The sequence below is a fragment of the Sinomonas cyclohexanicum genome (genome assembly GCF_020886775.1).
Taxonomy (GTDB): Bacteria; Actinomycetota; Actinomycetes; order Actinomycetales; family Micrococcaceae; genus Sinomonas; species Sinomonas cyclohexanicum.
In genome coordinates this window covers 2880773-2898662 of sequence record NZ_AP024525.1, presented here as the reverse complement: position 1 = coordinate 2898662, position 17890 = coordinate 2880773, and the positions used below count along the sequence as shown (strand labels likewise).

The window sequence follows — 17890 nt, the reverse complement described above, 5'->3', positions numbered from 1 at the left end:
GGAGGCATGAGCTCCACCTCCGTTTCCCTTTCCATGCCCACGGTGCCGCGGCAGCGCCGCACGCCCGAGGATGTGGCCTCGGCGGGTCCGGTCACCGGTGAGAAGAAGGTCCTGCTCGCCGCGCCGCGTGGCTACTGCGCGGGTGTGGACCGGGCGGTGATCGCGGTGGAGAAGGCCCTCGAGCACTACGGTGCCCCCGTGTACGTGCGCAAGCAGATCGTCCACAACCGCCATGTTGTCGAGACCCTCGAGGAGCGCGGCGCAGTCTTCGTGGACGAGACCGATGAGGTTCCCGAGGGAGCGCTCGTCGTCTTCTCCGCGCACGGGGTGAGCCCCGCCGTCGTGCGCTCGGCGGAGGACCGGGGCCTGCGGACCATCGACGCGACGTGTCCGCTCGTGACCAAGGTTCACCGCGAGGCCGTGCGCTTCGCCAAGGACGACTACGAGATCCTCCTCATCGGGCACGAGGGCCACGAGGAGGTCGAGGGAACCTACGGCGAGGCCCCGGAGAACACCCAGATCGTGAATTCGCCGGAGGAGGCGGACACAATCCAGGTGAAGGATCCGGACAAGCTCATCTGGCTCTCCCAGACAACGCTTTCCGTCGACGAGACGATGGACACGGTCCGCCGGCTGCGCGAGCGGTTCCCGAACCTGCAGGACCCGCCCAGCGACGACATCTGCTACGCGACCTCCAACCGCCAGGCCGCGATCAAGAAGATCGCCCCCGAGGCCGATCTCGTGATCGTGGTCGGGTCCTCCAACTCGTCGAACTCCGTCCGCCTCATGGAGGTGGCCCTCGAGTACGGTGCCAAGGCCGCCCATCGGGTCGACTTCGCCAAGGAAGTGGACGAGTCATGGTTCGAGGGGGTCACGACCATCGGCCTTACCTCAGGTGCCTCCGTACCGGAGGTCCTCGTCCAGGACGTCCTGCGGCTCGCCGCCGAGTACGGCTACGGCACGGTCGAGGAGGTCGTGACCGCTGAGGAGGACATCCTGTTCTCCCTGCCGAAGGAGCTGCGCGCCACGCTCAAGGAGAATGGCGACAGCAGCCGTGGCCTCGGCGGCCGAGGACAGCGCCCCCAGAACTGATCCCCGCCTTCGCCGAGATCGGGTCAGGGGACCCGACCTCGGCGTCAGACGACCCCATCTCGGCGTCAGGGGACCCGATCTCGGCGTGCTCAGGCCGACTGCCGTCGCGAACCCTCGGCATGATCAGCTCGGCTGCGGGAGTTTGTGTCCACGTCCCCAGAGCCGCCCCCGAGCGTTCCGGGGAGGGGAGCGATGCCGTTGTCCCGCCACATCTGCTCGTCCAGAAGCTCGCTGGCCGAGAGGACGCGAGGCGTCGTCTCGACGGGAGGCAGATCGGGAAGCGTCTCGGGCGCGCCGAGGTCCAGCGCGCTGATCCGACGTGCGGTGGGCAGCACGCGGGACTCGAGGGCCCCGATGAACGCGTTGTACCTCTCCACCGACCCCTTGAGCGAGGAACCGAGCCGGGCCACATGGCCGCCCATGGTGCTCAGGCGCCCATAGAGCTGGGTCGACAGGTCGAACAGCTCGCGGGCGTTCTCCGTCAGGAGCTCCTGCCGCCACCCGAACGCCACGCCCTTGAGCAGCGCCATGAGCGTCGCGGGGGAGGCGAGCGCGACGTTCTTGGCGAACGCATAGTCGAGCAGCCCGGCATCGGCCCGGAGCGCCTCGGCGAGGAATGACTCGGCCGGGAGGAAGCAGACCACGAGCTCCGGGCTGGACCCGACCGCCTCCCAGTACTTCTTCGACCCGAGCGCGTCGATGTGGGCCTTGACGGCCTTCGCGTGCTCGGCGAGGTGCCGGTCCCGCTGGGCGAGGCCGGCCGGGCTCAGGTCCTGGGCGTGGTCCTGCGCCTTGAGGTACGCCCCGAGGGGGACCTTGGAGTCGACCACGATCTGCTTGCTCCCGGGCAGCATCACCACGAGGTCTGGGCGCACGGCGCCGGTGTCCCCGGAGGTAGACACCTGCTCCGCGAAGTCGACCCGCTCAAGCATGCCCGCGGCCTCGACGACCCTGCGCAGCTGGACCTCCCCCCACGTGCCGCGCGCGGAGTTGTTAGCCAGCGCCGCGGTGAGGGAGTGCGCGGAAGCCAGCAGCGCGACGTCGGACGCGCGAGCCTCCTGAAGCTGCTGGGCGAGCTGACCGAACTGCTCGACGCGGTCCCGCTCGAGCAGGGCCACCGCCCGCTGTACCGCGCCGAGCTTCTCCGCCACGGGCGCGAGTGCGTGCAGCACGGTGTTCTCCTGCTCGTCCATTGAGGTCAGCGCCGCGTTCTGGCGCGCGAGGAGGTCCCGCTCCGCCGACGCCGCGGCGAGCGAGGCCTCCGCCGACGCGAGGCGAGACTGCAGCGCGGGGAGGCTGCCGCCGTCGTGCGCAGCCCGACGCCGGGCCGCAGTGGCGCCGCCCACCCAGCCCACAACGAAGGCGAACAATGCCACGAGCGCCGCCACCAGCACTGCCACGAGAATCTGAGTTCCGTCCATGTGCCCACGCTCGCACAGGGTTCCGACATTTCTCGCGATGTCCCGCCGGTATGATGGATGACCGTGGCTCTCACTATCGGAATCGTCGGTCTCCCCAACGTCGGCAAGTCGACGCTCTTCAACGCCCTGACCCGGAACCAGGTCCTCGCGGCGAACTACCCGTTCGCGACCATCGAGCCGAACGTGGGTGTGGTGAGCCTCCCCGATCCGCGCCTCGACAAGCTCGCCGAGATCTTCGGCTCGCAGCGCATCCTCCCGGCAACCGTCTCTTTCGTGGACATCGCCGGCATCGTCAAGGGCGCGTCCGAGGGCGAGGGCCTCGGCAACCAGTTCCTCGCCAACATCCGCGAGGCCCAGGCGATCGCCCAGGTGATCCGCGTGTTCGAGGACTCCGACGTGGTGCACGTGGAGGGCAAGGTGGACCCGCGCTCCGACATGGAGACCATCAACACCGAGCTCATCCTCGCCGACCTCCAAACCATCGAGAAGGCCCTTCCGCGCGTCGAGAAGGAGGTCAAGATCAAGAAGCGCGACGCTGCCGAGCTCGCCGCGATCGAGGCCGCCCAGAAGGTCCTCGAGCGCGGAGATACGATCTTCTCGTCCGTCGCCTCAGACAAGCTCGACATGGAGCACCTCAGGGAGCTCAACCTCCTCACCGCGAAGCCGTTCATCTATGTCTTCAACGCGGACGAGGGCATCCTCACGAGCCCTGAGAAGCAGGAGGAGCTGCGTGCCCTCGTCGCGCCGGCCGACGCGATCTTCCTCGACGCCAAGCTCGAGTCCGACCTCGTGGAGCTCTCCGAGGAGGAAGCCCGCGAGATGCTCGAGATGAATGGCCAGGACGAGTCCGGCCTCGACCAGCTCGCACGCGTCGGCTTCCACACGCTCGGCCTCCAGACCTACCTCACCGCAGGTCCGAAGGAGGCGCGCGCCTGGACCATCCATCAGGGCGACACCGCCCCGCAGGCCGCCGGTGTGATCCACACGGACTTCCAGCGCGGCTTCATCAAGGCCGAGGTGGTCCACTTCGAAGACCTGGTCGACGCCGGGTCCATGGCCGAGGCCAAGGCCCGCGGCAAGGTCCGGATCGAGGGCAAGGACTACGTGATGGCCGACGGCGACGTGGTGGAGTTCCGCTTCAACGTCTAGACCGGGGAGCACCTCGCGACCGGGTCGTTGACCACGGGCTTCTCAGGTACGCGCACACCATCCCTTCACCTCCCCGCCACCTGAGCGACACGAACACCCGGGCCTCCGGCAACCTCTCGGGCTAGGCTGGGCAAGGACCGGCCGCGGACGCCATCCATGCCGCGGCGAGCCGAGGGAAGGCAGGGCCGCGCGATGACAGCCAGCGGGACGACGACGAATCTCTCCGACGAGCAGGTCGAGGACCTCCACCGCTGGTGGCGCGCGGCGAACTACCTCTCGGTCGGACAGATCTACCTGCGGGACAACCCGCTCCTGAAGGAACCGCTCGAAGCCGCCCACGTCAAGAAGCGCCTGCTCGGCCACTGGGGCACCACCACCGGCCTGAACTTCATCTACGCGCACCTGAACCGCACCATCGTCGAGCGTGACCAGCCCATCCTGTTCGTCACCGGACCGGGCCACGGCGGCCCGGCGAACGTGGCCAACGCCTACCTCGAAGGCACGTACTCGGAGATCTACACGCGCTTCGACGACGACGAGGATTCCCTCCGCGAGCTCTTCAGGCAGTTCTCCTATCCAGGCGGGATCCCGAGCCACGCCGCCCCCGAGACGCCGGGATCGATCAGCGAGGGCGGCGAGCTCGGCTATTCCCTCGCCCACGCGTTCGGCGCGGCCTTCGACAACCCGGAGCTCGTGGTCGCGTGCGTGGTCGGCGACGGAGAGGCAGAGACCGGTCCACTTGCCACGAGCTGGCAGTCGACCGCGTTCCTCAACGCCGCGCGGGACGGTGCGGTCCTGCCGATCCTCCATCTCAACGGCTACAAGATCGCCAATCCGACGGTCCTCGCGCGGCGCCCCGAGGACCAGCTCCGCGCATACTTCGAGGGGATGGGCTGGGCGCCGCGCTTCGTCACGGTGAGCGATCCCGCCGCCCAGCCCCAGGCCCACAGGGATTTCGCGGCCGCCCTCGACGACAGCCTCGACGCGATCCACGCCATCCAGCAGCGCGCCCGCGACGCGGGGGAACGGCCGGCCGACTCCACCCCCGAGCCGTGGCCGCTCATCATCTTCCGCTCCCCGAAGGGATGGACGGGCCCCGCCGTCGTGGACGGCAAGCCGGTCGAGGGCACGTGGCGCGCCCACCAGGTCCCGCTCAGCCAGATCCACGAGAACCCGGGGCACCTCGCGCAGCTCGAGGAGTGGATGCGCTCCTACCGCCCGGAGGAGCTCTTCACGCACGACGGCGCACGCTCGCCGGAGCTTTCCCGCCTCGCCCCACGCGGCGATCTCCGCATGAGCGCGACTCCGTATGCGAATGGCGGCCGGCTCCTCCGCGACCTCAAGCTGCCCGACGCGGTGGAGCACATGGTCCCGGTGGAGGCGCCCGGCGTCGTGCGTGCGGGGGCGATGAACAACCTCGGAGGGTGGCTGCGGGAGGTGATCCGCGCCAATCCGGACAACTTCCGGCTCTTCGGGCCGGATGAGACCGCGTCGAACCGTCTCATGGACGTGTACGAGGCCACGGACAAGGTGTGGCAGGAGCGGATCGCGGAGGTCGACGAGCACCTGGCCCGGGCGGGCCGCGTCATGGAGGTCCTGAGCGAGCACCTGTGCGAGGGCTGGCTCGAGGGGTACCTCCTGACCGGCAGACACGGGCTGTTCACGTCCTACGAGGCCTTCATCCACATCGTCGACTCGATGTTCAACCAGCACGCCAAGTGGCTCAAGGTGCACCGCGCGCTCCCGTGGCGCATGCCCGTCGCCTCCCTGACCTACCTGCTCTCGAGCCACGTGTGGCAGCAGGACCACAACGGTTTCTCGCACCAGGACCCCGGCTTCATCGACCATGTGGTGAACAAGAAGGCCGAGGTCGTGCGCGTCTACCTGCCGGTGGACGCGAACACGCTCGTCTCCACGATGGACCACTGCCTCCGCAGCCGCGACTACGTCAACGTCGTCGTGGCGGGCAAGGCTCCGGCGCTCCAGTGGTTCAGCCCCGCCGACGCCGAACTGCACTGCGCCCGGGGGATCGGGATCCTGGAGTTCGCGGGCACCGAGGTGCCCGGGGAAGAGCCCGACGTCGTACTCGGCTGCGCGGGCGACGTGCCCACGGCCGAGGCGATCGCGGCGGCCCAGATGCTTCGCCGGGACCTGCCAGACCTGAAAGTCAGGGTGGTCAACGCCGTCGACCTCATGCGTCTCCAGGACGAGAAGGAACACCCGCACGGGCTGGCGAACGCGGAGTTCGACGCGCTGTTCACGCAGGACAAGCCCGTGATCTTCGCCTACCACGGGTACCCTTGGCTGATCCACCGACTGACGTACCGGCGCACCAACCACGGCAACCTCCACGTTCGCGGATACGTTGAGGAGGGCACGACGACGACTCCGTTCGATATGGCCATGCTGAACAGGATCGACCGGTTCCACCTCGCGATCGACGTGCTGGACAGAGTGCCGGGGCTCGGCCTGCGCCATGCAGGCCTTCGCCAGCGGTACGTGGATGAGCTCGTCCGAGTACGTGCCCACACCCGCGATTTCGGCGAGGATCCGGCCGAGATCCGCGACTGGAAGCTCGAGGCCCGCTGACTGCGCGAGTGATTGGCGTGCTGCGGCTACCCTCTAGTAGCCCGCGTGATCAGGACCCCTGAGTGATTGGGATTACCCAATCACCGGGGTTGAATCGAGACCCTCGCCCCCAGAACCTGAAAGATATGTTGCATCTTCATAACGACGCGGATCTGAAACGGAACTTTCGTAGCCATTGGCTGCGACGGGGGACTAGTGTGTCGGACATGTGAGGCGCGCCACGTCTTCCGCTGGGGAAGGTGGGCCCGTCTGGTCCGGGCAAGCCGGCACACGTCTACAGATGCACTTAGAGGAGGCGGAATGCGTTTCGGGCGTATTTCCAAGGCGGTCGGCGTCGCTGCAGCAGCAGCGATCGCCCTCAGCGCCTGCGCGACCCAGGGCGGGGGCGGTTCGAGCAACACCGCATCTGCCAGCGCCAAGCAGGGTGGCACTGTCACGGTCGTCGAGGTGAACGCGTTCAACACGTTCAACTCCAACACGGCTGATGGCAACACCGACATCAACTCGAAGATCAGCTACCCGACCCACTCGGGCTTCTACTACATCGACAACAAGCTGAACGTTGTGCACAACGACAAGTTCGGCAAGCTCGAGAAGGTCTCCGACAGCCCGCTGACCGTCAAGTACACGATCAACGATGGCGTCAAGTGGTCCGACGGCACGCCGGTGACCGCCTACGACGTCGCACTCCAGTGGGCGGCCGCCTCGAGCTGGTTCGATGACGCAAGCCCCGATGGCAAGACCGGTACCGCTTACTTCTCGACCGCGGGTGACCCCACCGGCCTCAACTCGACGAACATCCCCGAGGTCTCCGCCGACGGCAAGTCGCTGACGCTGACGTACACGAAGCCGTTCGCGGACTGGGAGATTGCGCTCGGCTCCGTCGTGGACATCCCCTCCAACGTCGTCGCCAAGCATGCCGGCCTCGCCGACGGCAAGGCGCTCTTCGACCTCATGAAGGGCATGAAGAAGGGCGATCCGGCCAGCCCGCAGCCGGTCAACGAGACCCTCAAGAAGGCCGCTGACTTCTACAACACGGGCTTCGACACCAAGACGCTGCCGGGCGACACCAGCCTGTTCCTCTCGAACGGCCCGTTCATCGTCAAGGACATCGTTCCGGACCAGTCGATGACCCTCGTGCGCAACAAGGACTACAACTGGGGCCCGACCCCGAACGTCGACTCGATCGTCGTCAGGTACATCGGCTCGTCCCCGGCGCAGGTCCAGGCCCTCAAGAACGGCGAGGCGGACATCATCGCCCCGCAGGCCTCCGCTGACACGATCGAGCAGCTCAAAGCCATCCCGGGCGTCACGGTCGACCAGGGCAACCAGCTCGCCTACGACCACCTCGACCTGAACTTCTACGGTCCGCTCGCGGACAAGGATGTTCGGACCGCATTCATGCTGACGGTTCCCCGCCAGGACATCCTGGACAAGATCATCAAGAAGCTTGACCCGAACGCCAAGCTGCTCGACTCGCAGATCTTCGTCCCGGACCAGGCTGCCTACGCGGACTCGGTCAAGAACAACGGCTCGTCCGCCTACGACCAGGTCAACATCGACAAGGCCAAGCAGCTCCTGGCCGGCAAGACGCCGACCATCCGCATCATGTACAACAAGGACAACCCGAACCGTGTTGACGCGTACACCCTGATCGCGGCCAACGCGACCAAGGCCGGCTTCAACATCGTGGACGGCGGTCTGGGCAAGTCCGACTGGGGCAAGGCCCTCGGCAAGGGCGGCTACGACGCCTCCATCTTCGGTTGGATCAACCCGGGCGTCGGCGTCTCCGGCGTCCCGCAGATCTTCAAGACGGGCAACGGCTCGAACTTCAACAAGTTCTCCGATCCCGAGGCCGACAAGCTCATGGAGCAGCTCATCCAGACCACGGACACGAGCAAGCAGGTGGACCTCGAGAAGCAAATCGACCAGAAGATCTGGGCCTCCTCCTACGGTGTCCCGCTGTTCCAGTCGGTGGGCGTGGACGCCTACAGCGACAAGGTCACTGGCGTGAAGTACATGCCGAACCAGACCGGCGTCTGGTGGAACTTCTGGGAGTGGGCTACGAAGTAGCCTGACCCGAGTTCTGATGCGCCCGCGAAGCGCCGGGACCGAGCTAGTGGGTCCCGGCGCTTCGCAGCGCCCCCGGCATATCCCGCCACCAGCTGTCGGGCTCCGCGCCGACCGCGTGGCACAGCCCCCCGGCCCCTTCCGCGTCGCCCCGCCATCTATCGGGGCGGTCCACATTCGAGGTACAACGAATCATGGTGACTTACGTCGTCCGGCGCCTCATCACCGCAGCGTTGATCCTCCTCGGAGCGTCGTTCCTGGTTTACAACCTGACAGCGCTCTCGGGAGATCCGCTCGAGGAATTCCGCGCCAGCAATCTTCCCAACGCGGCCCAGCTCATGCAGGCTCGCTCCCAACTCCTTGACCTGGATACCCCCGCACCGATCCGCTACTTCAAGTGGCTCGGAGGTGCGGCAGGATGCCTCGTCGGCAACTGTGATCTCGGCAAGAACCTCGTCGGCCAGCCCGTGACCCAGGCTCTCGGCCAGGCCCTGATCCAGACCCTGTCACTCGTGACTGCCGCGACCATCCTCGCGATCCTGATCGGTGTTGCGCTCGGCATCGTCACCGCCCTTCGGCAGTACAGCGCCCTGGACTATGGCGTCACGTTCATGGCGTTCCTCTTCTTCTCGCTCCCGATCTTCTGGGTCGCCGTCCTGCTCAAGGAGTACGGCGCCATCGGTTTCAACAACTTCCTCGGGCATCCGGACATCCCGATCCCCGTGGCTCTCGGCATCGCCCTCGTGTTCGGCATCGTGGCGGTGATCGTCGCGGGCGGGAAGATGCGGCGCAGGCTGACCGTCGGAGCCATCGTCTTCGCATTCGTCGGCCTCGTGCTCATCGTGGCGGGCCTCACGCAGTGGTTCCGGTATCCGGGCCTCGGCCTCGGCGTCATCCTGATCGCCGGCGTCGGCATCGCGTTCGCCGTGACCGTCCTCGCCGCAGGCCTCCAGAACCGCCGCGCGCTGTACGCGGGCCTCACCACGGTGGTCGTCGGGGCGGTCGTCTACTTCCCGATCCAGCCGCTGCTGGACCTCGCGACTCCGCTCATGGTGGTCATCCTCGCGCTCGTCGCGATCGCCGTCGGCATCGCCGCCGGGTACTTCTGGGGCGGGTACGACCGCAGCCAGGGCATGCGCGTGGGCGGCATCACGGCGTTCATCGTCGCCTTCATGGTCCTGCTCGACCGCTTCATGCAGGCGTGGCCAGCGTACTTCGACGATAGCCACATCCGTGGCAGGCCGATCGCGACCATCGGCGCGGCGACCCCCAACCTGCAGGGAGACTTCTGGCTGTCCGGCATCGACTCGTTCACCCACCTGGTCCTCCCGACGGCGGCCCTCATCCTGATCTCGCTCGCGAGCTACACGCGGTACACACGGTCGTCGATGCTCGAGGTCATGAACATGGACTACATCCGCACGGCCCGCGCGAAGGGCGTGAGCGAGCGGAGCGTTGTCATGCGCCACGCTTTCCGCAACGCACTGATCCCGATCGCAACCGTCGTCGCACTGGACATCGGCCAGCTGATCGGCGGCGCGGTCATCACTGAGACGGTCTTCTCGGTGCGGGGCATGGGCTTCATGTTCCTCGACGGCATCTCGCACGTGGACCCGAACCCGGTCATGGGTGTGTTCGTGTGCGTCGCCATCACGGCCCTGGCCTTCAATCTCATCGCGGACCTCATCTATTCCGCGCTCGATCCTCGCGTAAGGGTGAAGTGACATGAGCCAGCAGTCTCAGCAGCAAGAGGCCGTGGCCGCGGCCGAGGCCGCAAAGCAGACGGAGCCTGCGGCCGGCATCGAGCCCGTGATCGAGGCCAAGGGGCTGAGCCTCGGGCAGATCGTCCGCAAGCGGTTCTTCGGCCACGCCGGCGCCATGGCGGGCCTCATCGTCTTCGCGATCATCTTCGTCCTCGCGTTCTCATCGGAGGGCTGGGGCCCGATCCCGGGGTGGTGGAAGTACCAGCACGATCAGGTCACCCCGCTCGTCAACGACGGCGTCCCGACGTGGACCCTGCCGTTCAGCTTCGGCGACCACCCCTTCGGCCAGGACCGCATCGGCCGCGACCTGTTCGCGATGACCATGCGCGGAGCTCAGCAGTCCATCATCATCATGATCATCATCGGCCTCGTCGCAGGGATCATCGGCGTCGTGGTCGGCGCCCTCGCAGGCTACTTCCGCGGCTGGGTCGAGGCGGTCCTCATGCGCCTGACCGACATCATCATCATCATCCCCGTCCTGCTCCTGGCGGCGGTCATGTCCCAGACCGCGGGACGCCGCGACGCGGGCACGTGGTTCGCGCAGTTCGCCGCGTCCAATGGCGTGGTGGTGCTCGGCATCTTCCTGGGTCTGGTCGCCTGGGTGGGCCTCGCCCGGCTCGTGCGCGGCGAGTTCCTCTCCCTGCGCGAGCGGGAGTTCGTCGACGCCGCGCGCATCTCGGGGGCCTCGAACGCGCGGATCATCTTCAAGCACATCCTCCCGAACGCCGTCGGCGTCGTGATCGTGAACGGGACGCTGCTCATGTCCTCGGCGATCCTTCTCGAGACGGCGCTGTCCTACCTCGGCGTCGGCGTGAAGGCGCCCGATACGTCGCTTGGCCTTCTCATCTCCCAGAACCAGGAGGCGTTCTCCACGCGGCCATGGTTGTTCTGGTGGCCCGGCCTGTTCATCGTCCTCATCTGCCTCTGCATCAACTTCATCGGCGACGGCCTGCGCGACGCGTTCGATCCGCGCCAGAAGAAGTTCAACGCGAAGAAGGCGAAGGCGCGGCGCGCCCACGCGAGCGCAGCAGCTGTCACGGCTGAGGGAGTCGAGCTGGCGCCGTCTCTCGACGTCGACGGCTCGGTGAGCCCCGTGTCGGGCTACGTGCCGGACAGCGAGGCCTTCGGCGGGGCGCCGGAGCCCGGCGAGGACACCACCACAGGCAGGAACCCCTGACGTGTGGCGAATCGCGAGTGAGGTACCCCGCGCTGCGGCCTGCTCAGACCACGAACGTGATGATCGTGGCCGCCGCCAGCACCACGCCCAGCGCGAGGATGCCCCACGCGACGGTGCGCAGCACGGGGGTCTCCTCGACCCGGCCCGTCTCCACCGCGCCGCGGGCCACCTCCTCGGCCCAGCGGCGTCGCACGAGGATCGCCGCTTGACCGGACACGGTGTTGCCGAGATCTCCCGGGCGCACGGTGTGCTCGGGGCCGTAGCTGGACTCCGGGAGCCCAGTCAGGTGTTCGGGGCGAGCGCGCCGGGCGCCCATCGCCCCGGGGCCCGGCGCGGCCCACGCCGTGAACCGGCCCGCCCCGGTGCCGAGGGTCAGGGCGTACTTCGTGTCGACGAAGGCGAGCGCCTCCCACGGCACGCCGATGCGGCGCACCGGGTTGACGAGTTCGACGCCCGCGTCGCTCACCACGACGGCGGGTCGCCAGAACAGCGCCCAGGCGATCCACGCCATGAGCGCGAGCGGAGCGATGTAACGCAGGCCCGGCAGCCCGGCCTGGACGATCGTGACCACGAGGCCCAGAGCGGCGAGCACCCACAGGGCAATGGCCAGCAGTCTGTTGCTGCGGGCTTTGAAGACGTCGGTGGGGCCGGCATGCTGCAGAGCGCTCATGCCCCCCATGATGCAGGACGTCGGATGCAAACACGGATTCCGTCCCCCGAGCACACCCGCTCGGCCGGGGCGGCGCAGGGAAGGAAGCACAAGGATGGCTGAGAACCTCGGCACGGCGGGCCAGCCCCGCCGCCAGGCGAAGGGCCGCGAGGCCAAGAGGGGCACCGGGATCGGCGCGGACCTGGTCAAGGGCCAGAAGGTCCTCGAGGTGAAGGACCTGAGCGTCGACTTCGGCGTGGAGAAGGAGTGGGTCCCCGCGGCGATCGGCCTCAACTACGAGGTCAAGGCCGGCGAGGTCCTCGCGATCGTGGGCGAGTCCGGCTCGGGCAAGTCCGCCAGCTCCATGGCCCTGCTCGGGCTCCTGCCCTCCAACAGCCGGGTTTCGGGCAGCGTCAAGCTCATGGGACGCGAGCTCATGGGCAAGGACAGCGCCGCCGCGACCCGGAACGTGCGCGGCGACGACGTCGCCGTCATCTTCCAGGAGCCCATGACCGCGCTCAACCCGGTGTACACGATCGGCAACCAGATCGTGGAGACAATCCGCCTCCACAACCCGGTCTCGCCGGACGAGGCGAAGGCCCGCGCGATCACGATGCTCGAGCTCGTGGAGCTGCCGGACCCGGAGAAGGCCTTCAAGTCCTACCCGCACCAGCTCTCCGGCGGCCAGCGCCAGCGCGCGATGATCGCTCAGTCGCTCTCGTGCGATCCGAAGCTGCTTATCGCGGACGAGCCGACCACGGCGCTCGACGTGACGGTCCAGGCAGAGATCCTCGACCTCATGCGCCACCTCAAGGACAAGCTCAACTCGGCCGTCATCCTCATCACCCATGACATGGGCGTCGTCGCGGATCTCGCCGACCGCATCGCCGTCATGCGTCGCGGCGTGATCGTGGAGACCGGCACTGCGGGCGAGATCTTCCACAACCCGCAGCACCCGTACACGCAGGCCCTCCTCGCGGCGGTCCCGCACCTCGGCCAGGGCGGCGAGGGCAGCGAGGACGACGTCGACATCACCGCGGCGCTCGCAGCCGCCACGGGTGCGGAGCTCGACGCGGTCGACACCTCGGAGCTTAGGGAGCGTGAGCGGGAGAACGAGCGCGCGCTCGCCCAGGCTGAGGCCGCGGCCTCGCATCGCGGCGAGCCGGTCCTGACGCTCAAGGACGTCGCGATCGAGTACCCGAAGCAGGGCCGTGTGGCGGCGTTCCGCGCCGTCGAGGGCGCCAACCTGACGGTCTACCCGGGTCAGGTTGTCGGGCTCGTGGGGGAGTCCGGCTCGGGCAAGACGACGATCGGCCGGGCAGCCGTCGGGCTGCTGCCCGTCGCGGAGGGCTCGCTCAAGGTGACGGGCCGCGAGATCTCGGCCCTGAAGAAGAACTCGAGGGAGCTCCACGAGATCCGCCGCTCGGTGGGCATGGTGTTCCAGGACCCGTCCTCCTCCCTCAACCCGCGCCTGCCCATCGGCGAGTCGATCGGCGAGCCCATGCTCCTGGCGGGCGTCGCGAAGGGCGCTGACCTGCAGAAGCGGGTCGAGACGCTCCTGGACCAGGTCGAGCTGCCTCGCTCGTACCGCAACCGGTACCCGCACGAGCTCTCGGGCGGCCAGAAGCAGCGGGTCGGGATCGCCCGGGCCCTCTCGCTCAAGCCCAAGCTCATGGTCGCGGACGAGCCGACCTCCGCGCTGGACGTGTCCGTCCAGGCGAAGGTGCTCGAGCTGTTCCAGGCGCTCCAGCAGGAGCTCGGCTTCGCGTGCCTGTTCGTCACCCACGACCTCGCGGTCATCGACGTCCTCGCCGACTACATCTGCGTGATGCAGCGCGGCAGGATCGTCGAGCAGGGCAGCCGCGATGCGATCCTGCGCAACCCGCAGGAGGCCTACACGCAGCGCCTCCTCGCCGCGGTCCCGCTGCCCGACCCGGAGAAGCAGCGCGAGCGCCGCGAGCTGCGCGAGCTCCTCCTCGCGAGCGGCATCGACTAGATCCGTTGAGCACGACGACGAGAGGGGAACCTGAGTGCCCAGGTTCCCCTCTCGTCGTCGTGCGCTCCGCACGCTCACATCACGGTCTCACAAACAGTTCTTTCGTATCTGACGTTTCCGACCACGTGTGCGTCATGGAGAAGGGCAGGCTCGTTGAGAAGGGCGCCACGGAGCACGTGTTCGACGCGCCCCAGCAGGAGTACACCCGCGCGCTCCTCGACGCGATCCCGGGCGGGAAGCTCCTGCTCCCGCCGAACGCGGCGGCGTAGGAGACCCCGGAGGGGCTCACCTGAGGGTGAGCCCCTCCTTCGCAAGCGCCTCCGCGAGGACGGGCGCAAGGCGGGCCTTGCCCGTGGTCTTGAGGTGCACGGCGTCGGCCAGTTCTCCCGCGAGGCCATACCGCGAGATCCAGTCGCCGCACGAGATGAAGGCCACCCCGAGGCCGGGTGCCGTGCGCGCCAGCAGCGCATCCACCTGAGCGCGGCGCCCGCCCCCGTCGGACACGGACTTCGCGAGGGTGCCGACCATGACGATCCGCGCACCGGGGTATGTGCGGCGCAGCTCGGTGACGATCGCGGTGGCGCCGGAGACGACCGCGGCGTCGGTCGCTCCGCGGGACGCGTCGTTCCCGCCGCCCTGCACCACCACGAGCCCTGGGCTCCCGTCCGGCAGCAGCCAGTCGCCGAGCCTGAGGGCGTCGACGTAGTCGCGGACCTTGCCGTTGCCGACGGAGTACCCCGTGCCGCCGGCCCCTCCGAAGTACACGAAGTACCCGGCGCGCGTGAGGCCCTGCCGCACCCAGCTGTCCAGCGGCTCGGACTGCGAGTCGCCGATCAGGACTGCCGTGCGCGAGAGGTCGCCGAGCACCGGCTCGGGGCGCTGCGTAGCCGGGTTGACGGCGAAGGACCCCAGCGGCAGAAGGGCCGGCGGCGTGAGGCGACGGGGCGCCGTCGTGCGCGGGGTGATGGCGAGGGGAGCCGTGCCGAACGGCACGGCTGCCGGTGCGGGCCGGGCGGTCGCGGACGCCGAGGCGCTCGGGGCGGACGACGGCGCGGGGCCGGCCGCCGCGGCGGCGCACCCGGCGAGCGGCGCGCCCGCGAGGGCCAGCACGAGGGCACGCGCGAGCGCGCGCAGGGCCATGCGTCCGGCGCGGTGGGAGCCTCCGTTCATGCCTGTCCTTCCATGGGGGCGGACGTCACCATCATGCGGCCTCACGGGGCGGACCGGCCACTGTGATGGCGCCCACGGAGCGGGCAGTGCCTCGGAGAGAGTAAAATTGACGTGCTGGCCCTGAACGGGGTCCGTTCCGTTGTGCCTTCCGCCCTCCCTCGCCTGGGACAGCGCCGGGCGGGCGGACAAGTCGCGACCCACCCGAATTGAGCCTCACGCGTATGACTGAAACTGTGTCCACCGCTTCCCGTACCGACCTCCGCAACGTCGCCATCGTCGCGCACGTCGACCACGGCAAGACCACGCTGGTCGACGCCATGCTGCGACAGACCAACTCCTTCGCCGCCCACGGCGAGGTCGAGGACCGCGTGATGGACTCGGGCGACCTCGAGCGCGAGAAGGGCATCACGATTCTCGCGAAGAACACGACGGTCCGCTACGCGGGGCCTGCCGCGGCGGAGGTGGGCGAGCCCGAGGGCATCACGATCAACGTGATCGACACGCCGGGCCACGCCGACTTCGGCGGCGAGGTGGAGCGCGGGCTGTCCATGGTGGACGGCGTCGTGCTCCTCGTGGACGCGTCCGAGGGCCCGCTCCCGCAGACCCGCTTCGTGCTGCGCAAGGCGCTCGCCGCGCACAAGCCCGTGATCCTCGTGGTCAACAAGACGGACCGCCCCGACGCGCGCATCGAGGAGGTCGTGCACGAGAGCATGGACCTCCTCCTCGGCCTGGCCTCGGACCTCGCGGACGAGGTCCCGGACCTCGACCTCGACAAGGTCCTCGACGTGCCGGTCGTGTACGCGGCCGCCAAGGTCGGCGCTGCCTCCCTCGAGCAGCCTGCCGACGGCTCGGCACCGGCCAACGACAACCTCGAGCCGCTCTTCGAGACCATCCTCAAGCACATCCCCGCGCCCACGTACGACCCCGAGGGCGTCCTCCAGGCGCACGTGACCAACCTTGACGCGTCGCCGTTCCTGGGCCGCCTCGCGCTGCTCCGCATCTACAACGGCACGCTCCGCAAGGGCCAGCAGGTCGCATGGGCCCGCCACGACGGTTCGCTCAAGACCGTCAAGATCACCGAGCTCCTCGCCACGAGGGCGCTTGAGCGCGTCCCCGCCGAGTCCGCCGGGCCGGGCGAGATCGTTGCCGTGGCCGGCATCGAGGACATCACGATCGGCGAGACGCTCACCGACGTGGAGAACCCGCACCCGCTTCCGCTCATCACGGTGGACGACCCCGCGATCTCGATGACCGTGGGCATCAACACCTCGCCGCTCGCCGGCCGGGTCAAGGGTGCCAAGGTCACGGCGCGCCAGGTGAAGGACCGCCTCGACAAGGAGCTCATCGGCAACGTCTCGATCCGAGTCCTGCCCACCGAGCGTCCGGACGCGTGGGAGGTCCAGGGCCGCGGCGAGCTCGCCCTGGCCATCCTCGTCGAGCAGATGCGTCGCGAGGGGTTCGAGCTCACGGTCGGCAAGCCGCAGGTCGTGACCAAGAAGGTTGACGGCCAGGTGCTCGAGCCCATGGAGCGCATGACGATCGACGTCCCCGAGGAGTACCTCGGCGCCGTCACCCAGCTCCTCGCCGCCCGCAAGGGCCGCATGACCAACATGGCGAACCACGGCACCGGCTGGGTCCGGATGGAGTTCATGGTCCCCTCGCGCGGCCTCATCGGCTTCCGCACCAAGTTCCTCACGGACACCCGCGGCGCGGGCATCGCGGCCTCGATCTCCGAGGGCTACGAGCCGTGGCACGGCGAGATCGAGTACCGCACGAACGGCTCGCTCATCGCGGACCGCGCCGGTGTGGCCACGCCGTTCGCGATGATCAACCTCCAGGAGCGCGGCACGTTCTTCATCCAGCCCACGGCCGAGGTGTACGAGGGCATGATCGTGGGCGAGAACTCCCGCGCCGACGACATGGATGTGAACATCACCAAGGAGAAGAAGCTCACCAACATGCGCTCCTCCACGGCGGACAACTTCGAGGGCCTGACTCCGCCGAGGACGCTCACGCTCGAGGAGTCCCTCGAGTTCGCCCGTGAGGACGAGTGCGTGGAGATCACGCCCGAGGACATCCGCATCCGCAAAGTCATCCTCGACTCCAACGAGCGCCTCAAGGCGGCCCGCAGCCGCGCCCGCAGCTAGCCCTTCCGGGGCGCTGACATCTGCGCCCCTGAACGTCTCGGGTACAGATATCCGTCCCTCTGGCGATCTCGGGTACGACGGCGGCCGGTGCCTTCCGCGCGGAAGGCACCGGCCCCCTCGTGCGTACCCGAGATGGACTAGTCCGCGGTGGGGTCGCGGTGGTGGGCGATCATGAGGGAGGTCGCCTCGCCGTCTGGGTCGGTGGGCATGGCGACGTACTCGTCGACGACCGCGCGGAGCTTGTCCATGAGCTCGTTGCGGTGCTGCTCGTTGAGCTTGAGGCCGAGACGCCACACCGTGATGTCCTCCGGTGGCAGAGCCGCGGTCTCCTGGACGAAGGTCTCGATGAGGATGGGCGAGACGTCGTCGACGTGCTGGCTCCAGGACTTGCGGGTGGCGAGGTAGGGGACCTCCTTGGCCCCGCGGGCGCCCCGGCGCTCGGGCTGTGCCTCGAGGAAGCCGGTGGCCACGAGCGTGCGGACGTGGTGGAGGCACGAGGCGGGGTTGATACCGAGCAGATCGGCGATCTCCTTGTTGGTGCGCGCGTGGTGCAGGCACATGCGCAGTATCCGGAGGCGCAGGGGAGAGCTCAGTGCGCGCCCCTTCGCGGCCTCGTCCGATTCGCTCATGGAAATCACTCTAGCGCTGAGTGATTGACACTTCCCAA

At 68.3% G+C, this 17890-nt stretch carries 13 protein-coding genes; 9 read left to right on the top strand and 4 right to left on the bottom strand.

What is annotated here, in order from left to right:
* Positions 1-6: 6 nt before the first annotated feature.
* Positions 7-1092: a 4-hydroxy-3-methylbut-2-enyl diphosphate reductase gene (locus SCMU_RS13715; protein ID WP_443020149.1), complete on the top strand. Its 1086-nt coding sequence runs from the start codon at positions 7-9 to the stop codon at positions 1090-1092.
* A gap of 89 nt (positions 1093-1181) precedes the next feature.
* Here the strand turns inward: SCMU_RS13715 and SCMU_RS13710 are convergent, their stop codons facing one another.
* Entirely contained in the window at positions 1182-2513 is a 1332-nt protein-coding gene (locus SCMU_RS13710; protein ID WP_229229683.1) for a DNA recombination protein RmuC, read from the bottom strand.
* Positions 2514-2576: 63 nt separating this feature from the next.
* On the opposite strand from SCMU_RS13710, the gene ychF reads away from it, so the two are divergent.
* The 5 genes from ychF to SCMU_RS13685 all read left to right on the top strand — a co-directional run bounded on the left by ychF (position 2577) and on the right by SCMU_RS13685 (position 11261).
* The gene (ychF, locus tag SCMU_RS13705) at positions 2577-3662 is read left to right on the top strand and encodes a redox-regulated ATPase YchF (RefSeq protein ID WP_229229682.1); all 1086 of its coding nucleotides are present in this window, start codon (positions 2577-2579) and stop codon (positions 3660-3662) included.
* A gap of 192 nt (positions 3663-3854) precedes the next feature.
* Positions 3855-6251, top strand: coding sequence for a phosphoketolase family protein (locus tag SCMU_RS13700; protein WP_229229681.1), 2397 nt, complete (start codon positions 3855-3857; stop codon positions 6249-6251).
* A gap of 300 nt (positions 6252-6551) precedes the next feature.
* Positions 6552-8324, top strand: a complete 1773-nt coding sequence (locus SCMU_RS13695) for an ABC transporter family substrate-binding protein (protein ID WP_229229680.1) — start codon at positions 6552-6554, stop codon at positions 8322-8324.
* A 191-nt stretch (positions 8325-8515) separates the two neighbouring features.
* The gene (locus SCMU_RS13690) at positions 8516-10045 is read left to right on the top strand and encodes an ABC transporter permease subunit (protein ID WP_229229679.1); all 1530 of its coding nucleotides are present in this window, start codon (positions 8516-8518) and stop codon (positions 10043-10045) included.
* A 1-nt stretch (position 10046) separates the two neighbouring features.
* Complete coding sequence (locus tag SCMU_RS13685) at positions 10047-11261, top strand: ABC transporter permease (protein ID WP_229229678.1); 1215 nt, start codon at positions 10047-10049, stop codon at positions 11259-11261.
* Positions 11262-11304: 43 nt separating this feature from the next.
* Here SCMU_RS13685 and SCMU_RS13680 read toward each other — a convergent pair whose 3' ends face one another.
* Positions 11305-11931, bottom strand: a complete 627-nt coding sequence (locus SCMU_RS13680) for a PH domain-containing protein (protein ID WP_229229677.1) — start codon at positions 11929-11931, stop codon at positions 11305-11307.
* 94 nt (positions 11932-12025) lie between these two features.
* Between SCMU_RS13680 and SCMU_RS13675 the strand changes: the two genes are divergently transcribed.
* Together SCMU_RS13675 and SCMU_RS20785 are read left to right on the top strand one after the other, a co-directional pair.
* On the top strand, positions 12026-13906 hold the full coding sequence (locus SCMU_RS13675) for an ABC transporter ATP-binding protein (protein WP_229229676.1): 1881 nt from the start codon (positions 12026-12028) through the stop codon (positions 13904-13906).
* 134 nt (positions 13907-14040) lie between these two features.
* Positions 14041-14175 carry a hypothetical protein gene (locus SCMU_RS20785; protein WP_274602863.1) on the top strand — a complete coding sequence of 45 codons (135 nt, stop codon included), beginning with the start codon at positions 14041-14043 and terminating at the stop codon, positions 14173-14175.
* Positions 14176-14191: 16 nt separating this feature from the next.
* Here SCMU_RS20785 and SCMU_RS13670 read toward each other — a convergent pair whose 3' ends face one another.
* Complete coding sequence (locus tag SCMU_RS13670; RefSeq protein WP_229229675.1) at positions 14192-15076, bottom strand: SGNH/GDSL hydrolase family protein; 885 nt, start codon at positions 15074-15076, stop codon at positions 14192-14194.
* Positions 15077-15297: 221 nt separating this feature from the next.
* Between SCMU_RS13670 and typA the strand changes: the two genes are divergently transcribed.
* The gene (gene typA / locus SCMU_RS13665) at positions 15298-17223 is read left to right on the top strand and encodes a translational GTPase TypA (RefSeq protein ID WP_229229674.1); all 1926 of its coding nucleotides are present in this window, start codon (positions 15298-15300) and stop codon (positions 17221-17223) included.
* Between the two features lie 137 nt (positions 17224-17360).
* Here the strand turns inward: typA and SCMU_RS13660 are convergent, their stop codons facing one another.
* Positions 17361-17852 (bottom strand): ArsR/SmtB family transcription factor, encoded by a 492-nt coding sequence (locus tag SCMU_RS13660; protein ID WP_229229673.1) that lies wholly within the window; start codon positions 17850-17852, stop codon positions 17361-17363.
* Between the last annotated feature and the right edge of the window lie 38 nt (positions 17853-17890).

Bases quoted from the DNA above. Each gene is read 5' to 3' on its own strand.
- SCMU_RS13715 (WP_443020149.1), top strand. From the start codon at position 7: ATGAGCTCCACCTCCGTTTCCCTTTCCATGCCCACGGTGCCGCGGCAG.
- SCMU_RS13710 (WP_229229683.1), bottom strand. From the start codon at position 2,513: ATGGACGGAACTCAGATTCTCGTGGCAGTGCTGGTGGCGGCGCTCGTG.
- SCMU_RS13700 (WP_229229681.1), top strand. From the start codon at position 3,855: ATGACAGCCAGCGGGACGACGACGAATCTCTCCGACGAGCAGGTCGAG.
- SCMU_RS13695 (WP_229229680.1), top strand. From the start codon at position 6,552: ATGCGTTTCGGGCGTATTTCCAAGGCGGTCGGCGTCGCTGCAGCAGCA.
- SCMU_RS13690 (WP_229229679.1), top strand. From the start codon at position 8,516: ATGGTGACTTACGTCGTCCGGCGCCTCATCACCGCAGCGTTGATCCTC.
- SCMU_RS13685 (WP_229229678.1), top strand. From the start codon at position 10,047: ATGAGCCAGCAGTCTCAGCAGCAAGAGGCCGTGGCCGCGGCCGAGGCC.
- SCMU_RS13680 (WP_229229677.1), bottom strand. From the start codon at position 11,931: ATGAGCGCTCTGCAGCATGCCGGCCCCACCGACGTCTTCAAAGCCCGC.
- SCMU_RS13675 (WP_229229676.1), top strand. From the start codon at position 12,026: ATGGCTGAGAACCTCGGCACGGCGGGCCAGCCCCGCCGCCAGGCGAAG.
- SCMU_RS20785 (WP_274602863.1), top strand. From the start codon at position 14,041: ATGGAGAAGGGCAGGCTCGTTGAGAAGGGCGCCACGGAGCACGTGTTC.
- SCMU_RS13670 (WP_229229675.1), bottom strand. From the start codon at position 15,076: ATGAACGGAGGCTCCCACCGCGCCGGACGCATGGCCCTGCGCGCGCTC.
- typA (WP_229229674.1), top strand. From the start codon at position 15,298: ATGACTGAAACTGTGTCCACCGCTTCCCGTACCGACCTCCGCAACGTC.
- SCMU_RS13660 (WP_229229673.1), bottom strand. From the start codon at position 17,852: ATGAGCGAATCGGACGAGGCCGCGAAGGGGCGCGCACTGAGCTCTCCC.